General features: G+C 31.9%; 24 protein-coding genes and 1 pseudogene. 4 read left to right on the forward strand and 21 right to left on the reverse strand.

Annotated elements, in window-relative coordinates; translation table 11 throughout:
• Window positions 1-2,307, reverse strand: a 2,307-nt coding sequence (locus ACYVEC_RS16890; protein WP_460507398.1) for a transglycosylase domain-containing protein, incomplete at its 3' end; no start/stop codon positions are given.
• Between the two features lie 469 nt (window positions 2,308-2,776).
• Here ACYVEC_RS16890 and ACYVEC_RS16895 point away from each other — a divergent pair.
• Window positions 2,777-2,983 (forward strand): KTSC domain-containing protein, encoded by a 207-nt coding sequence (locus ACYVEC_RS16895; protein WP_063223395.1) that lies wholly within the window; start codon window positions 2,777-2,779, stop codon window positions 2,981-2,983.
• A gap of 73 nt (window positions 2,984-3,056) precedes the next feature.
• On the opposite strand, the gene ACYVEC_RS16900 is transcribed toward ACYVEC_RS16895, so the two are convergent.
• The 4 genes and pseudogenes from ACYVEC_RS16900 to ACYVEC_RS16915 form a co-directional block, all read right to left on the reverse strand.
• On the reverse strand, window positions 3,057-3,269 hold the full coding sequence (locus ACYVEC_RS16900; RefSeq protein ID WP_060630746.1) for a YqaE/Pmp3 family membrane protein: 213 nt from the start codon (window positions 3,267-3,269) through the stop codon (window positions 3,057-3,059).
• A gap of 158 nt (window positions 3,270-3,427) precedes the next feature.
• Window positions 3,428-4,087 carry a DUF6944 family repetitive protein gene (locus ACYVEC_RS16905; protein ID WP_063223396.1) on the reverse strand — a complete coding sequence of 220 codons (660 nt, stop codon included), beginning with the start codon at window positions 4,085-4,087 and terminating at the stop codon, window positions 3,428-3,430.
• Between the two features lie 194 nt (window positions 4,088-4,281).
• Window positions 4,282-4,989: pseudogene (locus ACYVEC_RS16910) on the reverse strand (SDR family oxidoreductase).
• Between the two features lie 197 nt (window positions 4,990-5,186).
• A complete protein-coding gene (locus ACYVEC_RS16915) occupies window positions 5,187-5,522 on the reverse strand; it encodes a hypothetical protein (RefSeq protein WP_063223398.1) in 336 nt (111 codons plus the stop codon).
• A gap of 200 nt (window positions 5,523-5,722) precedes the next feature.
• On the opposite strand from ACYVEC_RS16915, the gene gerPF reads away from it, so the two are divergent.
• Complete coding sequence (gerPF, locus tag ACYVEC_RS16920; protein ID WP_001141565.1) at window positions 5,723-5,938, forward strand: spore germination protein GerPF; 216 nt, start codon at window positions 5,723-5,725, stop codon at window positions 5,936-5,938.
• 217 nt (window positions 5,939-6,155) lie between these two features.
• Here gerPF and ACYVEC_RS16925 read toward each other — a convergent pair whose 3' ends face one another.
• From ACYVEC_RS16925 to ACYVEC_RS16940, 4 genes are all read right to left on the reverse strand, one after another.
• Entirely contained in the window at window positions 6,156-6,491 is a 336-nt protein-coding gene (locus tag ACYVEC_RS16925; RefSeq protein WP_199677597.1) for a YolD-like family protein, read from the reverse strand.
• A 414-nt stretch (window positions 6,492-6,905) separates the two neighbouring features.
• Window positions 6,906-7,313, reverse strand: coding sequence for a KH domain-containing protein (locus ACYVEC_RS16930; RefSeq protein ID WP_063223400.1), 408 nt, complete (start codon window positions 7,311-7,313; stop codon window positions 6,906-6,908).
• Between the two features lie 277 nt (window positions 7,314-7,590).
• Complete coding sequence (locus ACYVEC_RS16935) at window positions 7,591-7,809, reverse strand: hypothetical protein (RefSeq protein ID WP_063223401.1); 219 nt, start codon at window positions 7,807-7,809, stop codon at window positions 7,591-7,593.
• Window positions 7,810-8,316: 507 nt separating this feature from the next.
• Window positions 8,317-9,168: a peptidylprolyl isomerase PrsA gene (locus tag ACYVEC_RS16940; protein ID WP_063223402.1), complete on the reverse strand. Its 852-nt coding sequence runs from the start codon at window positions 9,166-9,168 to the stop codon at window positions 8,317-8,319.
• Between the two features lie 398 nt (window positions 9,169-9,566).
• On the opposite strand from ACYVEC_RS16940, the gene ACYVEC_RS16945 reads away from it, so the two are divergent.
• Window positions 9,567-9,761 (forward strand): hypothetical protein, encoded by a 195-nt coding sequence (locus tag ACYVEC_RS16945; RefSeq protein ID WP_063223403.1) that lies wholly within the window; start codon window positions 9,567-9,569, stop codon window positions 9,759-9,761.
• Between the two features lie 662 nt (window positions 9,762-10,423).
• Here ACYVEC_RS16945 and ACYVEC_RS16950 read toward each other — a convergent pair.
• The 9 genes from ACYVEC_RS16950 to ACYVEC_RS16990 form a co-directional block, all read right to left on the reverse strand.
• Entirely contained in the window at window positions 10,424-10,552 is a 129-nt protein-coding gene (locus ACYVEC_RS16950; protein ID WP_257148973.1) for a hypothetical protein, read from the reverse strand.
• A 128-nt stretch (window positions 10,553-10,680) separates the two neighbouring features.
• On the reverse strand, window positions 10,681-11,292 hold the full coding sequence (locus ACYVEC_RS16955; protein ID WP_199677660.1) for a C1q-like domain-containing protein: 612 nt from the start codon (window positions 11,290-11,292) through the stop codon (window positions 10,681-10,683).
• Between the two features lie 106 nt (window positions 11,293-11,398).
• Window positions 11,399-11,986 carry a C1q-like domain-containing protein gene (locus ACYVEC_RS16960; protein WP_371830851.1) on the reverse strand — a complete coding sequence of 196 codons (588 nt, stop codon included), beginning with the start codon at window positions 11,984-11,986 and terminating at the stop codon, window positions 11,399-11,401.
• A 185-nt stretch (window positions 11,987-12,171) separates the two neighbouring features.
• A complete protein-coding gene (locus tag ACYVEC_RS16965; protein WP_063223405.1) occupies window positions 12,172-12,483 on the reverse strand; it encodes a hypothetical protein in 312 nt (103 codons plus the stop codon).
• Window positions 12,465-13,487, reverse strand: coding sequence for an anti-sigma factor (locus ACYVEC_RS16970; RefSeq protein ID WP_063223406.1), 1,023 nt, complete (start codon window positions 13,485-13,487; stop codon window positions 12,465-12,467). Before ACYVEC_RS16970 ends, ACYVEC_RS16965 begins: the two co-directional genes overlap by 19 nt.
• The gene (locus tag ACYVEC_RS16975; RefSeq protein WP_063223407.1) at window positions 13,477-13,977 is read right to left on the reverse strand and encodes a sigma-70 family RNA polymerase sigma factor; all 501 of its coding nucleotides are present in this window, start codon (window positions 13,975-13,977) and stop codon (window positions 13,477-13,479) included. The genes ACYVEC_RS16970 and ACYVEC_RS16975 overlap by 11 nt, the downstream gene beginning before the upstream one ends.
• A 112-nt stretch (window positions 13,978-14,089) precedes the next feature.
• The gene (locus ACYVEC_RS16980; RefSeq protein ID WP_080468536.1) at window positions 14,090-14,302 is read right to left on the reverse strand and encodes an IS66 family transposase; all 213 of its coding nucleotides are present in this window, start codon (window positions 14,300-14,302) and stop codon (window positions 14,090-14,092) included.
• 333 nt (window positions 14,303-14,635) lie between these two features.
• The gene (locus ACYVEC_RS16985) at window positions 14,636-14,887 is read right to left on the reverse strand and encodes a DUF3947 family protein (protein ID WP_063223408.1); all 252 of its coding nucleotides are present in this window, start codon (window positions 14,885-14,887) and stop codon (window positions 14,636-14,638) included.
• A gap of 376 nt (window positions 14,888-15,263) precedes the next feature.
• Window positions 15,264-15,662 carry a CHRD domain-containing protein gene (locus ACYVEC_RS16990; RefSeq protein ID WP_063223409.1) on the reverse strand — a complete coding sequence of 133 codons (399 nt, stop codon included), beginning with the start codon at window positions 15,660-15,662 and terminating at the stop codon, window positions 15,264-15,266.
• Between the two features lie 202 nt (window positions 15,663-15,864).
• Between ACYVEC_RS16990 and ACYVEC_RS16995 the strand changes: the two genes are divergently transcribed.
• Window positions 15,865-16,002, forward strand: coding sequence for a DUF3956 family protein (locus ACYVEC_RS16995; RefSeq protein WP_000443219.1), 138 nt, complete (start codon window positions 15,865-15,867; stop codon window positions 16,000-16,002).
• Window positions 16,003-16,126: 124 nt separating this feature from the next.
• On the opposite strand, the gene ACYVEC_RS17000 is transcribed toward ACYVEC_RS16995, so the two are convergent.
• The 3 genes from ACYVEC_RS17000 to ACYVEC_RS17010 form a co-directional block, all read right to left on the reverse strand.
• Complete coding sequence (locus ACYVEC_RS17000; RefSeq protein ID WP_063223410.1) at window positions 16,127-16,402, reverse strand: hypothetical protein; 276 nt, start codon at window positions 16,400-16,402, stop codon at window positions 16,127-16,129.
• A gap of 233 nt (window positions 16,403-16,635) precedes the next feature.
• Complete coding sequence (locus ACYVEC_RS17005) at window positions 16,636-17,289, reverse strand: DUF6944 family repetitive protein (RefSeq protein WP_063223411.1); 654 nt, start codon at window positions 17,287-17,289, stop codon at window positions 16,636-16,638.
• A 478-nt stretch (window positions 17,290-17,767) separates the two neighbouring features.
• The gene (locus ACYVEC_RS17010) at window positions 17,768-18,064 is read right to left on the reverse strand and encodes a hypothetical protein (RefSeq protein ID WP_063223412.1); all 297 of its coding nucleotides are present in this window, start codon (window positions 18,062-18,064) and stop codon (window positions 17,768-17,770) included.
• Window positions 18,065-18,538: the final 474 nt, after the last annotated feature.

Genomic DNA, 18,538 nt, shown 5'->3' on the forward strand with positions numbered 1-18,538 from the left:
TGGAGGTGTCGTATTCCCTTGGCCTCCTCCATTATTTGCTGGAGGTGTGGTTCCTTGGCCTCCTCCATTATTTTGTTCATTTTGTTTCTTTTGTTCTTCTTGTTGCTTTTGCTCTTCTTGTTTCTTTTGTTCTTCTTGCTTCTTAAGTTCTTCTTGCTTCTTAAGTTCTTCTTGTTGCTTTTGTTCTTCTTGTTTTTTCAGTTCTTCTTGTTTCTTTAATTCTTCTTGCTTTTTCTCTTCTTCAGTTTTTTGCTGCTGATCTTGTTTTGGTTGTTCTGTCGTGTCTGGTACGCTCGTATTTGGAGAAGAATCACGTTTTTCACCTTTTATACGTAGCTCGCTACCTTCTTGAATAACACTACTTGGCATTTTAAAGCGTGATTTGTCAGTAGCAAACTCACTCATCATTTCTTTAAAGATCAACTGTGCGATTTTCGTATTTTTACTACTAATATACTCGTCTTTACCATCTTTCATATATCCAGTCCATACCGCCATCGTATATTGCGGCGTATAACCTGCAAACCAACTATCACGAGTTGCACTTTCTGGAATATTAAATTTCGCTAATTGTTTTGAATCATAGTTTGTTGTACCCGTTTTACCAGCTACATCTAAAGAACTAATATTTGCCGCTGTACCAGTACCTGATGTCACTACTGAGCGAAGCATATCAGTAATCATATATGCTGTAGAATCAGCTATAACTTGTTTTGGTTTTTGTCCAAAACTTTGTGATTTGCCGTCTGGATAAACTACTTTCTTAACAAAATGCGGTTTCGTATACTTTCCACCATTACCAAATGTCGCATAAGCACCCGCTATTTCTGTTGGTGATACTTCGTTTGTACCAATAGCTGTAGATTCTGCCGGCGCTTTATTAAATGTAATACCTAATTTCTCAGAGAATTCCTTTGATTTATTAAGTCCTACTTCTTTTGCAGTTTTAACTGCTGGAACGTTACGTGACATTTTTAACGCTTCACGCATAGTAATTGGGCCTAAATGACTTCTGTCCGCATTTCGAAGTTCTTGTCCAGTTGAATATTTAAATGGAGAATCATCAATTTGATGATACGTAGCCCATTTTAAATATTCAATTGCAGGACCGTAATCAAAGATTGGCTTCATAGTTGAACCAGCTGCACGATCTAATTCAATTGCCATATTATGCCCTTTAAATACTGCTTTATTTTCACCGCGCCCACTACCTATAGCACGAACCTCACCTGTTTTCGTATCCATAAATGTGAAAGCACCTTGGAATTTATCATTTGGATAATTAATAATATTAGTATCTAATATCCTGTCGGCAGCCTTTTGTGCTTCTATGTCTAAAGTTGTATAAATTTCTAAACCGTCAGAACCAATATTAGCATCTGGCAATTCCTTTTCAACTTCTTTCACAACCGCATCCATAAATGCAGGATATGGCATTGCCTGTACAGTTGCAGTCTTAAGTCCATCTGTTACTTTAACTTTCGAAGCTTCTTCCATTTCTGCTTTCGTAATATAACCATGTCGATTCATTAATTTTAGTACAACATCTCTTCTTTCTGTTGCTCTTTGAATATTTTCTGTTTTCGTCGGATCATAGTTATTCGGTGCTTTTGGTAAACCTGCAAGCATCGCAACTTCTGGTAATGTTAAATCTTTCAATTCTTTACCATAGTAGTTCTGTGCTGCTGTTGCGATTCCATATGAACGGTTTCCTAAGTTAATTTTATTTAAATACATTTCTAAAATTTCATGTTTTGAATACTGTTGTTCTAGCTTATACGCTAAATATATTTCCTGAACCTTACGTTTTGATGTTTTTTCCATCGATAAGAAGTAGTTTTTAATAACCTGCTGTGTTATCGTACTTCCACCTTGTGAACCGTAATCTCCTTTAAGACTTACCAAAACAGCACGGGCAGTACCTTTAAAGTCTACTCCGCTATGTTCGTAAAAACGTGCATCTTCTGTTGCTAAAAATGCATTTTCTACTAATTTAGGAATTTGATCATACGTAACATTTGTCCGTTTTTCTTTCCCGTATTCATATACCAAATCGCCATTTTTATCATAAATTTTTGAGGATAACGGATTAACAAGTTTTGCTTTCTCAAGTTTTGGTGCATCCTTAATCATTACGAAAAAGGTAGCAACCCCCGCCACTAAACCAACAATACCTAGTAATAAACAAGTAATTAAAAACTTGCGAAAGAATGATGTTTTACCTTTTGGTTTTTGTGTTTTAGAAGCTGGCTGTTTTTTCTTTTTAACTTGTCGTCGCTCCTCTCGAGAACGATAATTTTCTGACATGTTACTTTCTCCTGCCTTTCAATTCTCCCGTTGATTTACTTCAAAATATTGAGGTCACTTTCTAAAATGAATTTAATTAAAAAAGTATATTGACCTGGAGCATTCAATATTTTCCTAATTCACAGATTATAAATTTTAGAATACTTCTTTTACAAACTATTTTCACTTCCATATTTCCTAATAATGCTGCCCCTTAAAGCATAGAATATAAAAAGTGAATTTTTAATACCTCGTATAAATAATATACCTTTTTTTCAAATGGTCAATATTTTCTTATTTATAAATCAAAGGTGAAATAAAAATAGCACAACGATATGTACTTCGTGTGAACTTCCTTATGATTACGTATAACAAACATTTAATATATTGCATATAAGTATAATACCTCTTTAATTATAAGGATTTCAATACCACAACCTCAATATCTACTAGAAATCATCAAAACTGAAAAATAAGGAGTTGCGTAATAATGAAATTATCTCCCGTTATCTCAAAAAATATAGTTGCTGTTGGCTATAATCCTTTTTCAATGATTTTACGCATTCAATTAAAGCATGGAATGTATGATTTCTTTAACGTACCTCAAAACATTTACACTAGTTTATTAAACGCACACTCTAAAAGTTATTATCACAATACTTATATTAAAAATTCTTACCGCTACACAAAAATTTAAACTTAACCACTATATAAAAAGAAAGGAGGATAATATTATCCTCCTTTCTTTTTTATATAGTTTCACGATCCAATTACCTTCTATTCCTCTTATTAATTTCATCATATGCTTGAATTTGTTTTTTTAATCGCCGATCTGCTTTTTTATCATGCACAACTAATATCGCATGTATAACCCCTGGAACCCAAAATATTAATGTTAATATGAAATTAATTATTGCTTGAAATGGTTTTCCACAAAATAATACGGCTACAGGTGGAAGAATAATTGCCAATACATACATCATCTCTTGAAAACTCCTTGTTTTGTATTTTTTATCTCTCTTCATACACTAATAACTTTTCTACTGTTATATATTCTATTCCAATGCAAAAAAACCTACCACTTCAACTTTTCTACGTATGTAAAATTGTAATTTTACATACCCCCTTTAAAAAAACAATTTCATATTTTTATTTTTTCTAATCTTTCTTCTTTCTCTATTATAGTTAATCCAATTGCAGAAATAATAGTTCCTATTGCTTGTATCCAAATACCAATAAGCGCTATTATTCTCTCATTTTTATTATCAACCATATTATCGTCATCTTCTATTCCATTCTTCAATACATTAACAATACCTTGATACGCTTGAAGTCCAGCGCCTAAACTTTGCAAAGAATTGCCTAGTATTATAATTCTCTGTATCGCTTTCATCTGAAGTAAAGCCGCTTCTACTCCTAAAAAAGCTCCAATCGATTGTAAACTATTCCCTACAATTATGAGATAATCATTCTCTTTCAATTGTTCATTTATGTTAAAATATGTTCCTATTACATTTGATATATTCCCTAATGCCAATAATTCAATGCCCATTTTATCGAGCATTTCACTCTTATTCTCCAAACACTTATTTTGGTTTTCTCTTTCAGCTTCATCTTCGTTATCATTACTCGCTATAATTTGTAATATATACCCGAGGGCTTGTAATAAGCTTCCTACAATTACAAGATCTGATTCAACTTCCTCTTCTCCAATAAATCCTCTTGTAGTCCCAATAGCCGCTGTAAGATTTCCTCCTACTTGAAACCACGCTCCTGTCACTTTTAAACCGCTTAGGTTCATTCTTATCACCTATTTAAAAATTTTCTAGTACTTTCGACATACACAAATGGCATCCTCTATCTCATATTTATTTTCTATATGTAATTTTGTGCATTCTATAATGTGTTACTAATACAAAAAAGCACCTTTAAGGTACTTTTTTTTGAGCAAAGCGTTTATCACTAATAATATAAATACTTAAAAGATACTGATTTTCATACGCACGCTGGACAAGTCAATGAATATCCATTTTTATCCATTGTTATATTCAATATATATTGAATTGCGTGATGTGACCACATTTCAGGTGTAGGCGATTCATTTACATACTGTGGTGCACATGAATATAGCATTGGCGTGCTAATACTTCCACCCGGATCTAAAGCAACAACAGCCATACCATGAGGCAATTCCAGTGCCATTGATTTCGTGATACCTTCAATTGCAAACTTCGAGGCACAGTATGGTGCAAGCTCAGCTTCACCTTCTCTTCCCCAGCTAGAACTCATATTAATAATAATTCCTTCTTTCCTGGCTACCATCGCCGGAACAAATGCTCTTATTACATTTACTACACCATTTACATTTACATTCATTATATTTTCAAATTCTTGAGCTGGAACTTTCCACAATTGCGCATTTTTATTAACGATCGATGCGTTATTTATTAATAAATCGGGTGCTTTATTACTATTAAGTATATAGTTTGCCCAACTACTTACTTACTGAGAATCTGAAACATCAATGATTTGAAAATCATGTGTCTTACCGTAATATCTTTTCAATTCTTCAATTTTATCTTTTGAACGTCCACAGCCAATTATACTCCATCCCAATTCATGAAATCGATCAACCATTGCACGCCCTAAACCTTGCGTCACTCCTGTTATAATTACAATTTTCCCAATGTTGTTTCGCTTCAAGCCCATCTCCTCCTTTACAATATTTTACACTCACCCTTTTCATTCAACCATTTACTAAAGTATGAAATCATTTCATACTTTAGTAAGAATTTTTATATAAACAAAAAGAGTAACCATAACAGTTACTCTTTTTGTTTATATATTAAAGAATTCATTATTTATCTCGGTATTACTTTTAAAATCTTCATCTAGTCTCATCACATACTTTTATTTAATTTCTCAATCTCATATTGCAACTTTTTAAATTGTTCAAAATGCATGGTGATAGATTGACTGTTTCCATACTCAACACTATGCTTCACCAATAAAACACCCGTGTCATGAAAAATTGCTTCAAGTTCTTTTCTGATAGATACTTTCATTATATGCGCTGTTTTAATAGATGATAAAATTGCAATTTCATTAAACTTTAATTTTATTTCATTTGGACAAAATGCTTCTTCAACCAATATAACTTCATTGCTATAAATAAGTGCAACAAGATTACTTGATTTTGCATCTGTTAAATCTACTTTTTTTATAACATTATTCATTACATTTTGCCTCCTTTGTTTTCGTATATAATAATTATACAATTGCATTTTAGTTACTAAACCTTACATTCAGTTTAACACACTTTTATTATGAGCTACACTTCAAACGTTTTACTATTCCACAATTTTTTTACATGAACCATTTGGACTATAAGACCATATAATAGTGTTAACAAATGATTGTAAAGTGGGTGAAAACTATGCCCTCAGTTGTAGGGAATTTAGTTGTACAAAATAGTAACGGTTCATTTAACTTAGGGGATTTCTACAACGTCTCTCCGAAAGAAAATACGAAGGCTTATAATGGATCTGGTGCTTCAAACGTTGGTTTTGTTGTTAATACTTTTAACGGTGTGAGTGCGACTAATACATTTGATTCTGACCTTGCAGATCAAAATCAAGTTGGTACAGCCTAATCCTATTTTTTCATCGTTCTGTTTAAAAATTTAAAATTTGTCTATACTATAATCAGGCTGTTACACAGCTATTGTTGATTTTTGGAGTACCCTATCTTTTTCTCCCTTTCCCTGGGGCTCAGCAGCTAGTATGAAGCTAGCTGCTTTTTCGTTTCATTTTTTCTGTTCCACATCTAACATAACGTAAAGTAAGCTAAAAGTTAAAATTCAGCTTACTTTACGTTATTTCAATAATATCCGTAGTATTAAATACGTAAGTTTTATAAAATGCGTCAGTGCACATTATAATGTGCTTTAGCGGATTTATATGTACCACTGTCATGTAGCTAGTAAGGATGTAGCCATTTTCAAAATATGTCACCAATATTTCTTTCTCAGTCAACAATGACATTAATAATTTATCAAAAATCCTCTCTTTTTCTTCTTTTGTTAAGAGCGGTTTTTGTACTTTAAATTTCTCTCCAATAACTTTTCGCATACTTAACAACTGTTCCGACATTACTGTAAATGGAACCCATTCTCTTTCTTCTTTTTGCACCTTTACATCATTCATTTCTTTATCTCCTTGATCATCCATTCACTCTCACACATATTATTCCTTAATTATTCTTTAATAATTGCTGGGCTCATATTTATCACATGCGCGAAAATCAACTGCCCATAAACGCCCAATTGGTGAAAGCTAATAACCAGTAGACGATGCCCACCGCTAATTACAGTTTCACTTTACTTCTAATTCTTTTACTATCTGCAACCGAAAGAACATCCGTTCTAATTATACACGAACCTACGTTCCTTTGAGAAGAGATATATTTATATTTTTAATAAAATATAATTTAAATCATTTATTTTTTCTTCATCAAATGCGTTTCTTACTTCCTATTTAATAGGACGTTCACGTATCAACTAAAAAAGCGACTTCATACAAAGTAAAGTCGCTTTTTTTTAATAACGTATATTTCTATATTTATTTTTCTATCCTGACAAGTGTTCTTTCTGGAATACAAATTTCATCTATATGAAAATGATTTATTTTTAATTTTAATTCTCCCACTCGTTCCTTATCTTCATCACCAACCCAACAACTGAATAATTCAAAATAGTCCCCATCATTTAAATACCCTTCCATAATCGAGCATAAAGTTAATAGCTTTTTCTTAGCTTCTTTCTTCTCCTTTTCATTTTGCCACTCATGAAGTTCAATGCCCCACATTGTTGAAATCTCATACGTGTAACTTGTTTGAAATTGAAACTCTTGTACAATTTTAAGCATACTTTCATCTGAAAAACACGGTCCAAAAACAATTACATCATTAGAATCTGCATCTGTTAACGGAATTTCTACATTGCACCCAATATAACTTGCTAAACTCATCTTTACTCCTCCAATATCCGTATAAAAAATACTTAATGTAAACATTTATCTACTCAAATATAAAATCCCTGCCTAAACTAAAAAGTTATAATGTTTCGATTTTATTAACCATCTATAAATAAAAGCATATATTATAAAGAACGAACTCACAAAATTTAGGAAATTTATAATGAACCACAATTCGTTCCTTATAAATTTCTATGAAAAGAGAGCAATTTAAACACTCTCTTTTCGTACATACTGTAAAACACTAATAATAATTAATTAATCCTTATTATTAAATATATTTCGGTTGTACTATTATATGTAATTCCCTCTCTGTTACTGCTTTTTTGGGGTGACGAAAATACTCTAATTCGTATTTTAATACCTCATAATCTACCATTCCGATCTTAATCCCTTTCGTTTCTTTTAAAATAGCTAATAGGTTACTTATATCTTCATCATACGACTCAAAAATTTTCCCTCCGCCTTCTCTTTGAAAAATTACTTTCACATTTTCTCCCCCTATATAATTTATTTATCTATTCAATAATTCACTTAAAAGTATTCATTCTTTCCCCTGAAAATTTCATACTAAAAAGAACATCCATTTTAATAGAATGTTCTGCTTTTCAATTCATTTAGCATTAATATTTTTTCAATAATATTGTATGTTTCATTCTGCAAATTATGTTTATCCACTACAATCAAGTAAAATTTAAATCAATTAAGGTTTTGTTCATCCTCCCACTAAAAATGAGCCCACGCCAATCAAACTGCCTGTAAATAGCGGGATAAAATTAATAAATTCGTTTTATATTTAATGAAATTAAAAAAAGAAAACATTATAATATCAATATTTTATGAAGTAATGATCATTCCACCTTAAAACAATTACATAAATTCCCATTGTAATTCTTAATATTTAAATGTAATATTGTATTGTCTTACTATCTATTTATAACTCACACACTAACTAGAAAAGGGAATCTATATAGGTTCCCTTTTCTAATTACAGTCATTATTTCTTTTCTAGAAATTCAAATGTATTTTTAAAGTCTTTATCATTCACTTTAATATCAGCATCTTTCAATAAATCATTGACTACTTGCTGTTTCCATTTGCCTGTTGTATCTTGCAGTCTTTGCTGTTCTAAATCTTTACGGATTTGATCTTTTACTTCATCATATGGCTTCAATTCTTTTTTATCTGTCACTTTAATAATATGGTAACCATAAGTTGTTTTTACTGGCTCACTTACTTGTCCTGCATCTAATTTATATGCAGCTTCCTCAAATTCCTTCACCGTTTGCCCTGGAGCAAAACCAGTTATTTCTCCGCCTTGTTCCTTTGAACCAGTATCCTCTGAGTATTGCTTCGCTAAAGCCGCAAAGTCTTCACCATTACTTACTTTCTCTTTCAGTTCTTTAGCAGTCTTTTCATCTTTTACTAAAATGTGACTTACCTTCATTTCTGGTTTATAGTTATCTTTTACATCTTTTTCTGTAACAGTCGCTTTAATCGCTTTCTCAAATGCAATTTCTGGCTTCATTTTTTCTTTTAATTCATCTTCATTTTTCAATCCAACTTGCTCTAAAGTCGATTTGAAGTTGTCACCCATTTTATCTTTTGCTTCTTCTACTTGTTTTTTTGCTTCCTCATCTGAAACTTTATATTTATTTAGCAACGCCTTACTTAACACCATTTGGTATAAAGTACTTTCCCCATATTTTTGTCTTAATTCTTTACTTAACTCTTTCTCTGTAACATTTCCTACTTTCGATGTTACTACGTTGTCTGAGGAACCACATGCAGATAATGCCAGTACTACGCATGAAATAATTGTTCCTAAAAATAGCTTTTTCTTTTTCAATTCAAAATACCTCACTTTTATTATTCTACAGGAATAACAATACAGTGTACTTGTGTAAACAATGTGTTTTCCACATGTAATTCATTTCATTTGAAAAACTATGTATCATATTCTTTTTGTTCAAATAGTAAAGGTCATCTTACTATGTACCAGAAATATGACCATTTACGTATCCCGAAAAACATGTAACTACTTATAGATACTTAATACTAGCTATCTATAATATAAATAAAGAGAACCTATATTATTTTTCAAAATATACAATTTTTACATTCTGATCACATCATAAAACTCCATACCATTATCAAATCAACTAAAATTTCATATTATACTAATACGTCTTTATAATCTAAACGAAAAAGCGCAGTATACCATACTGCATCTTAGGAGCTGATTTCATGGAAAAAAAACCTATCGTGCTCAAAGTTCCACCAAATTCAAAACTAAAAGTTACATTTTTCGGTCCTTGTAACGAGGTAATTACAAATGTTTCTATAATTAATCAACTGTCCACACCTAAATGTCAAACTATTACACAATATCCAAAATATAAGAAATACGAAACTGAAGTGCGATCATTATCCAATTGTTAGTCTGTTCTATTCACAATCCTTACAATTTAGTTAGCTAGACGACTCTGGTAATAGACTAAAATTACTCATTACATGAGATTCCATTGATAATCTATTGATTTTTTACACGTTTTTATTAACTGAGCATATATTATCGTATGGAGATTATCCACTCATAAAACCTATCTTTCTTTAGAGCGTACTTTGTATGTATGCTCTTTTTTATTTATCCCTCATTTTGTACATATAAACCTGTACATTTTTATGTTTCATGAGTGGTAAACTCACCCGCTGCTTATAAACACTTTAATCAATGTGCACTCAACAATACTTCTTTATTTATTATACATTCACTATAACCCTTGCATTTTCTTTCGATTTTTAAGAATTTGAAATTCCCCTTCTAAATTAACTAAAGATGTATTAAAATTCTTTATATACTCAAGGAGGGCAAATATGTTCAAGTTACATCCAATACTACTTATCTTAGGGTTTATTTTATTTATATATACCACAATCGCCTTAATGCTATTTCTTTCCGTACATTAAGTAATACCTGCACAAACATATGTTAAATATGTCTTTTCTATTCCATATGACGACTAGCAAATTTAGTGCGAAAGAACTTTCACTACCATAGTACCTGTTTCATTGTACTCTTTTTATTACCTGCAGAAGATCTACTACTCAAAATAAGATAGCCCTTTCCACCCCAAAACTGCAAAAAATAATTTTGAAACTTTCTCTTTCATTTTTTTATGTTGTACCTCATTGTCGTTTTTATTTTCACTTTCATCAATACATCCAAGCATGCGAAATGCTCCTGAAATAAAATACATTTAACCTATTTACTTATATATTTTAGAAAAACAATAATAATCCCCCACCATTTGGTGAAGGGGATTAACTAAACCTACTGAAAAGTATTTTATTGTCTTCATTATTCAGTTGGAGAAGGGAATCTTGCAGCTTCAAAGTGAACTGTATTAAAACCATTAACATTTTGAACAATCACTCCAGCAACACTACTCTGAGCAAAAACTTCAACTGAATCCCCTGCTTCTAATTGAAGAATAGAAGTTACTGAAACATCATTATTAAAAAATACCCCAGTCCCAAAGAAATCATTATCAATTGCTATTGCCGGATTTCCATTCACACGAATTTCAACTCTAGCTCTGTAATTTACATTAAAATCATTTGGGGAGAATGTTATATTCCCTAATACACTATATACCCCTTTAGTCTTCGGGATAAAAATAGATGTTGCTGGATTATATTCATTCGCTAAATCAAACTGTTCATTTTGAAATAATACTTTAACAGAAGTATTTTCCGGGACAGGCTGATTCATTGTATTAACAGCTCTAAATGCAGACGCCCTTACAAGCTTTTCTTTCTTATCCTCACAACAATTCACTTTTACATACTTTCTATCACATAGACTATTTTTTCTAAAGCAATCATGACTTTTATTTTTGTAGCCTTGACAATACTTACAATAATAATAAGACGTAGTAAGTCCCCCTTTAAATTTATTATTACATTCTATGTAACATAGATTAAAATAGTTTGGACAAACTGTTACTCTTTTCAATAGAATAAAATATCCCCACCATTACGGTGAGGATTACACTCTATCTTCTATATACTCGACTTTATTTTATTGGAGAAGGGAATCTCGCAGCTTCAAAATGTGAGCCATCTTCTGAAGGACTTAACACTCCGTCTATGCTACTTTGTGCATAAACCTCAACTTGATCTCCTTCATTCAATTGAATAATCGTCGAAACACTTACTACATTCCCAAAACTTATTGGACCGAAAAAGTCATTATCTATAGCTATTGCTGCGTTTCCATTCACACGAATTTCTACGCGTGCTCTATAATTTAAGTTAAGATTATTTGGAAAAAAACCAATCGTTCCTATAATTGAGTAAACTCCTTTAGTCTTTGGAATAAAAATGGACGTTGCTGGATTATACTCATTTGCTAAATCAAATTGTTCATTTTGGAACAATACCTTTACAAAAGTATTGGCAGGAACCGTTTGATCCACCGTATTTCTAGCTCTAAATGCTGATGCCCTAACAAGCTTATCCTTGTTGTCATTACACTTACTAGTGTTCTTACAACAGTCATGCTGTTTCTTTTTATACTCTTTACAATACTTACAGTAGTAATAGCAAGACATACTAGTTCCCCTTTCATGCTTATTACTCCATATTATGTAAAAGAGATTCATAATGTTTGGACGAGCTATTACTTTAGTCCTATACTTGTCGCCTATTTATATACACATAACATCCCCACAAAACCACAATCTAGATGTATAGTGCTCTTTATTCAAATTTGATAGGCTCTTCTCTTATCTATTTTACTTTTATACATAAAAAAAGAGCGAATCTACATTCGCTCTTTCACACATTTTTATGGCCCAAAGCTTATCATCCAACCTAACATAAATCCAAATATAGAAAACAGCAGCATAAAAAGATATAAACTACATGCCCACAATGCATATTTCCGACTTTTGCTTTTTGTAATCATACCTACGACTGAGCAAACCAATCCAATACCAACTATTTGCAGAAAACCTTTACCTATAAATGTTTCTTGAATAAGCAATATAATGTTTAAATACAATAACGCTAGAAAGGCAATAATTAATGAAATAATCCCCATCCACGTTTCCTGTTTATAAATATGATTCTTTCTTTTTTTTAAGAATGCCAATTCCATAATCTCGCTTCACCTACTTTCAATTTTCTAACTTTTTCGTGGCTCATCAATTTTTCAACTTCTGCTTTAGGTCCTGTTACAACTGCCCCATATGTTTTTACCCCATTTTTTTCAAGGAAAGAAATACGCTTTGACAACTCTAATACTTTCGCTCTAGATAGCTTCACTGCTAAATTTTCATGCTTCTGTAATGACTTTAACACATCAATAAATTGTTCCTCATGAGGTGAATCACTTACAAAAGCACCACTTGGCCTTGAAATCATATCTGCCGGAAAGCCAACCGGGGCAACATACATACCCTCGTCATTCGTTTGCTTCTCCTCTAATCCTGTATTAACGGCATACCACACAATATCAATAGTAGGATACATATTCGTTACCTCTTGTACACTCAATAATTCTCTAAAAGATACAAATGCTTCTACTACAGATTCTTGTGGAAGACCCTTTAATACCTGCGCTTCTTCGCTACTATTATAGGACGCATTATAATTATTAGGATGAGACAATACCTCGTTATCTATATACGGGATTTCTGGAATTTTTTCATCTGTTGTATATTCACGGCTTACTCTCGTTGCTCTACTAAATACATAATCTGTTTTCTCTTCTCCTATTCGAATATCTTTCTTCCCTACCCTTTTATACAAATCAAAATGCAATTGTAAACTAAGCGGTAACAATGATTGCTCCATGTCCCTATCTTTCAAAAATACATTTGGTTCTGTTACACTTAACGTTTGATTTACTACATTCCGTATCTCCATTGCGTTTGTAGGTGCAAATACATAGTATGCGAGTGTAGATATATACAATATAGGTTGAATAAGTAATAAAAAAGTAAATACAATTAAAACATTCGTAATACGCGCTCTTTTCTTTCCTATTTTCAACACTTGTTCCTGTTTTCCATCAGGAAGAGAAGCAGGCCTTTGCTGAAGAGCTTCTTGTAACAATTCTTTATAATCTTCTTGTTCGGAATGAGGTTTATCATTTGTCATTTTGACTCTTTTCCTCCTTTAATAATTGTTTTAATCTCTTTCTCCCGCGAAATATGTGACTTTTATACGTGTTTAACTTTAAATCTAATACAGAAGCACCCTCTTCGTACGTTAATTCATGTACATCACATAATAAAATAGCTTGCGCCTCTACCACCGGCAAAGTATGAATAATCTGAATTAGTTTTTCATAACTATTTTTTGCGACTACATACTCTTCTGTAGATTCACCTGCTTGAATTGCCTCTAATTCCTCCGTTCCTACAAAAGATACTTTTTTCTCTTTCCTAACAAAATCAATAAACGTATGATATGCCACTTTAAAAAGCCATGATTTTACCTTTTGGTTTTCATAGTCTTCTAGATAAAGATACGCCCGATAAAAAGTCTCCTGCATCAAGTCCTCCGCTACATGATGGCTACGAGAAAGGGAAAATAAATACCGGTACACATCGTTGATATAAATCTTATATATTTCTTCAATTTCCATCCCCCTCCTCCTTTCACATATAACACGAATAAGCGAGTTAAAAAGTTGCATTATTTTTCCTTTTTATATTTTTATTTACAAAAAAAGAAATAACTCTTATAAATTCAAATAACTATTTACAATTATAAACAAAATATAAGATGTTATGACTGTAAATATACTTCAAAGCCAGTAAAAAACGATTCGGATGTTTACCTGCTCTTGTAGGTTGATTGTCAAATGACAATCGTCCTGTACGATATAACCACAGATAGGACTTCTTTGTTGTATCTCGACCTTGTTCAAGTAAGACTTGGAAGTTTGTTTCGTCCGTATAAATAAATATTCATGTATCCTTTCATACAAAGCCATTAACCATCATGTGTCATGATTAGATAATTCCCATTCTTTCTTTAATCGGTATCTTCTTACAACAAAAACTCTACTTTTAGTATGTACGGCGATTATCTCATGGGTTATTTACAAATTATATGTGACGACTAATTGACGCTTACATATACACAATTTCATCTCGCCATTTGTGACAAACAAGGCTCACACCTCACAATTCGGCACATGCGAGAAAGTTAGGTGGGGGCCTTGTGCCCCGTATATGCCCGATTGGTAAGGCCTAATAATCGGTTTGGGATGCTTGCCCCGAACTAATTAAACTTTCACTTTATAGGTTAAATACAGTTCCGTATGGGATCGTAAGAAAAGAACTTCCATATGGTGTAATAGGTTGCACTGGATAAAAATACTCCATAGATGAATAATACGGCTGGATACCTTGTTGCTGCATTTGTATTTGTTGTTGCATTTGTAACGCTTGTTGAACAGCTTGAACTGTACTTTGTGCTCCGCTATACGTTATAGATGTACCATATGCTGGTCGCATACCCGCTTGAGAATAAAAATACGAATAAAACATTTTTTTCAGCTCACTTTTATATAAGTTATTACAAATTATGTTATGATTCTTTATTTCAGTGGGTGCTGAAAGTTAGTCTATTAGCTTTGATTAGGTTTAAAAATTTCTATTATCTCTTACACTTTCATATTTCATTTACAAAGTTTATCTACTAATACTAATTTAATTTTCGGAGGGGCATTTCATTTACAAGTTTTCGATAATTACTTTACAAACTAAAAAGATAAAAAATTCACTATTTCTAATTCAATTCGATTACTTTCGAAACTATACAAATGAATTTTTAAGATTATTAAAGGTAAATTATCTATCTATACATCCTCCACAAAATAAAAGCACCCTAAACGGATGCTTTATTTTTCACTACTATAATTTCTTAGCAATAATTCAATTGTCCACGAATTTCACCATTAGGATGTTGTACTGTATGAACATTAATATAAATGTTTCCAGATATGATTTCATTTACAAGAGTAGATAATGTTTGACCCGCTAACGGCCCAACCAAATCTTCTTGAGTAATCATTCCCGTAAGCGTTGCACACTCTATTGAAACCGGATTTGTTATTGGTCCAAATAAAAAAGCTATCACAGGACCGTTCGTTCCTTTTGCTCCAAGATGCAGATGGGCAGCTGTTACATCCTCTATATTGAATAGATCCAACTTGAATTTTAGGCTAAGTTCATCCCGACTTAATTTAAAGAAAGCCTCTCCTCGAGCGTCTGTTTCTACTGGTGGGACTTCATTTCTACCACGTAACTTTGCAAAAAACATATCTATCACTCCTATGCTTTTATATACTACCAATATATTCATATCCTTTTTATAAGGTGACAAAAAGGCAGCTGTTAGACTATTGAAAGTCACTTTATATAATAGATTAATTTATCAATTTTATTAAATTAATCTATTAATATATAACATTTTTAAATTTAATTCATATACTGTAGTAGATTACTAGAAAGGAGGTGTAAGCATGGAAAGTTGTGTTTTGTTCGTTAATGGACAACCTCTTTTAGTGGTATCAGTTGCTGGAATCGAAATTGCGAGATTAGAACTTTCACTTCAAGTAGCATTGACTTTAATAGCATTAGGGATTCCAATCTGTGCATAAAAGTTAGGTATTTATTAAAAAGAGGGTTTAAGCTCTCTTTTTTATTTTTATCTTTCCTTCACAACAAAAAAAGACGCCATTAAAATCACGGCATCACGTACAATAACTGCTATTTGTTTAATCATTACTTCACTAGCAATCCTAATTCATGTAGAATTTCTGAGAACGAATAGCCATATGCAAAACCTATAATACGAATCCCTGGGGTCCATCTATGTTCTAAATTTTCATTGTATGTTTTCTTATAATACTTTAATTCAGAATCTATATTATATTTGTCGTTAATAATTACTTCATCACTTTGAAATCCATCCATTTCAATCTGAACAGCTACGTACTCTGCTCCCTCAATTAAGGCTTTAATATAACACTTTTCTAATTCCTCTAATGTCATCCCCATTATTAACCTCCTATCATAATGGGCGTTTTGTTCGATAAAAAAGAGCATCTGAATCAGTAGATGCGAAGATATACAAAAGGTAATCTCATTGAGTATTTAATAGTTTATAAGCTGGTTACTTGTCCTACAACATATTATATGATTTTTATATAAAAATGGTTCATCAAAAAAAGTAAAAATCACCATTTATTATTTTAAAAGATAGTTACAATTTTATTTTTTAAGCTAGTCTATCAATCGCTCCCTTCTAATTCCTCACTTTCTTCACGTATTTGTCCAATTAATGAAAATACAGAACCTACAGCTTGGATCCAACTGCCTATGGTATCTATTGACTGTCCTTCTTTCTTTTTATCCAGCTCACTATTTACTTGATTGTCTAAGTTCCCCTCCGTATCATTTACTAGTTCGTCTTTACTATCCTGCCGCTCTCTTCTAATACTTTTCAGTTCATAAATCCCTCCAATTGCCTGCAATGAATTCCCTATAGCTTGCAATAAGTTTCCTACAATATTAAAAGATTCATCTTTATCTGAAGCATCTTCAAATTCATCTGCTAATGCTGTAAGTCCTCCTAAAGCCTGTGTCCAATTCCCAGCAATCACTAATTTTATTTTTGTTTCATCTTTAAACTCAATAACCAATCCAGATATTACAGTTACATTACCAATTGATTGAATTTCATTTCCGATTTTTTCAAGAGATATTTCTCCTTGACCATCAGCCTCTAAAGCGTTACCAACTGCTTGTAATGTGTTTCCATATATATTTAAATCCTCCCTTACATTACTACTTATAAAATAGAACGGTGTACTTCCAATAGCGGAAGTTATTGTACCTATAGCTGCTATCAATGCACCAAATATTTCTTTTAGTTGGTTCTCCATTTATAACCTATCCCAACATTAAGTAATTACTTTCATCCTATTCACTCACACATCTACCTGTTAAAAATTCAAACTGTTTCTGTTATCAATACTGTTACAAATACAGTTATAGATACGGTCCCAGTAAGGCTTGCTCTAACTGGTATAGCAACTGGAACTATTTGTGGATAATATTAAAAAAACAGAGGGACAAAAAAGCGGTCCCCCTATTTACTTTTTTAAAATCGCAATATTCATGGAAAGGATATTAGTCATAATCAAAATTCGATTCATTTCATTTTTCGTATATATACTTTTATACATTAGTTTGTAAAACCCCTTGTATTAAGAAAAGTCACTGAGTATCTTTACGAACTTTAAACATAGTAATAAATTACCTATATCACACTCTAATCTTATTTTCCTAACCTCATATGCATCATCTCCTAAAATTCCTTACAAAATAAAAAAGCAGCTGTTAAGCTACTATAAATTCGTTTTACCCCCAAGAGAAATGATAAATGTATTCTCCTGTTACACTTTGATTAATCCCAATAATTCTAGCAAACCTCATTAAGTCCGCACCCTGAAGAAAATACATCGCAAGCATAACTGGCACTTGCGACCACATAAACTGATAAAGCTCCTCAACTCTCAGGTTTGTCGAAACAATTAAATCATTTACAGGCCCTTGATTCCATACAGAAGTTCTAACTGAACGAAACAGAAGATCTTTCCCATTAACCACGATTCGTGCCATACTTTGAGTTATGTCCACAACAATTCCCTCCATCATTACAAAAATCAGACCTGTGTATTTTACTCCTTTCGTTATAAATATTCTTAACCTTCATAAATGTCTAAGGCAAACCTCTATTTTTGCTTCTATTCAAATGAATTTATTTCACACAGTAAACAAGTTAATGAAATTTCAGTATTACTCTCCTCAACTTCCGTATCATTTAGATCATGTACACCCTTATTCAACTTTACAATCCGGTATGCAAAATTACATATCTTATTATCTCAATATCACTTTATTTACTACAAGTTGATAGAAAAACATTCAAACCAATTGATAAATCAACATTTGTAATTTAATTCCTTATTTTAAATCCCACCTTATTATTTTTAAACACTATATTCGAATAATTATATTGGAATTTCTTGTTGTATACACATCTATCTTTTTCAGGTATTATATACGAGAAGAGTAAGGTAAGAGTTACTCTTTGCCATTTTAGGAAAGGTCCTGTTGGAAACAACAGGA

It is taken from the genome of Bacillus sp. MN7755 (assembly GCF_054771475.1).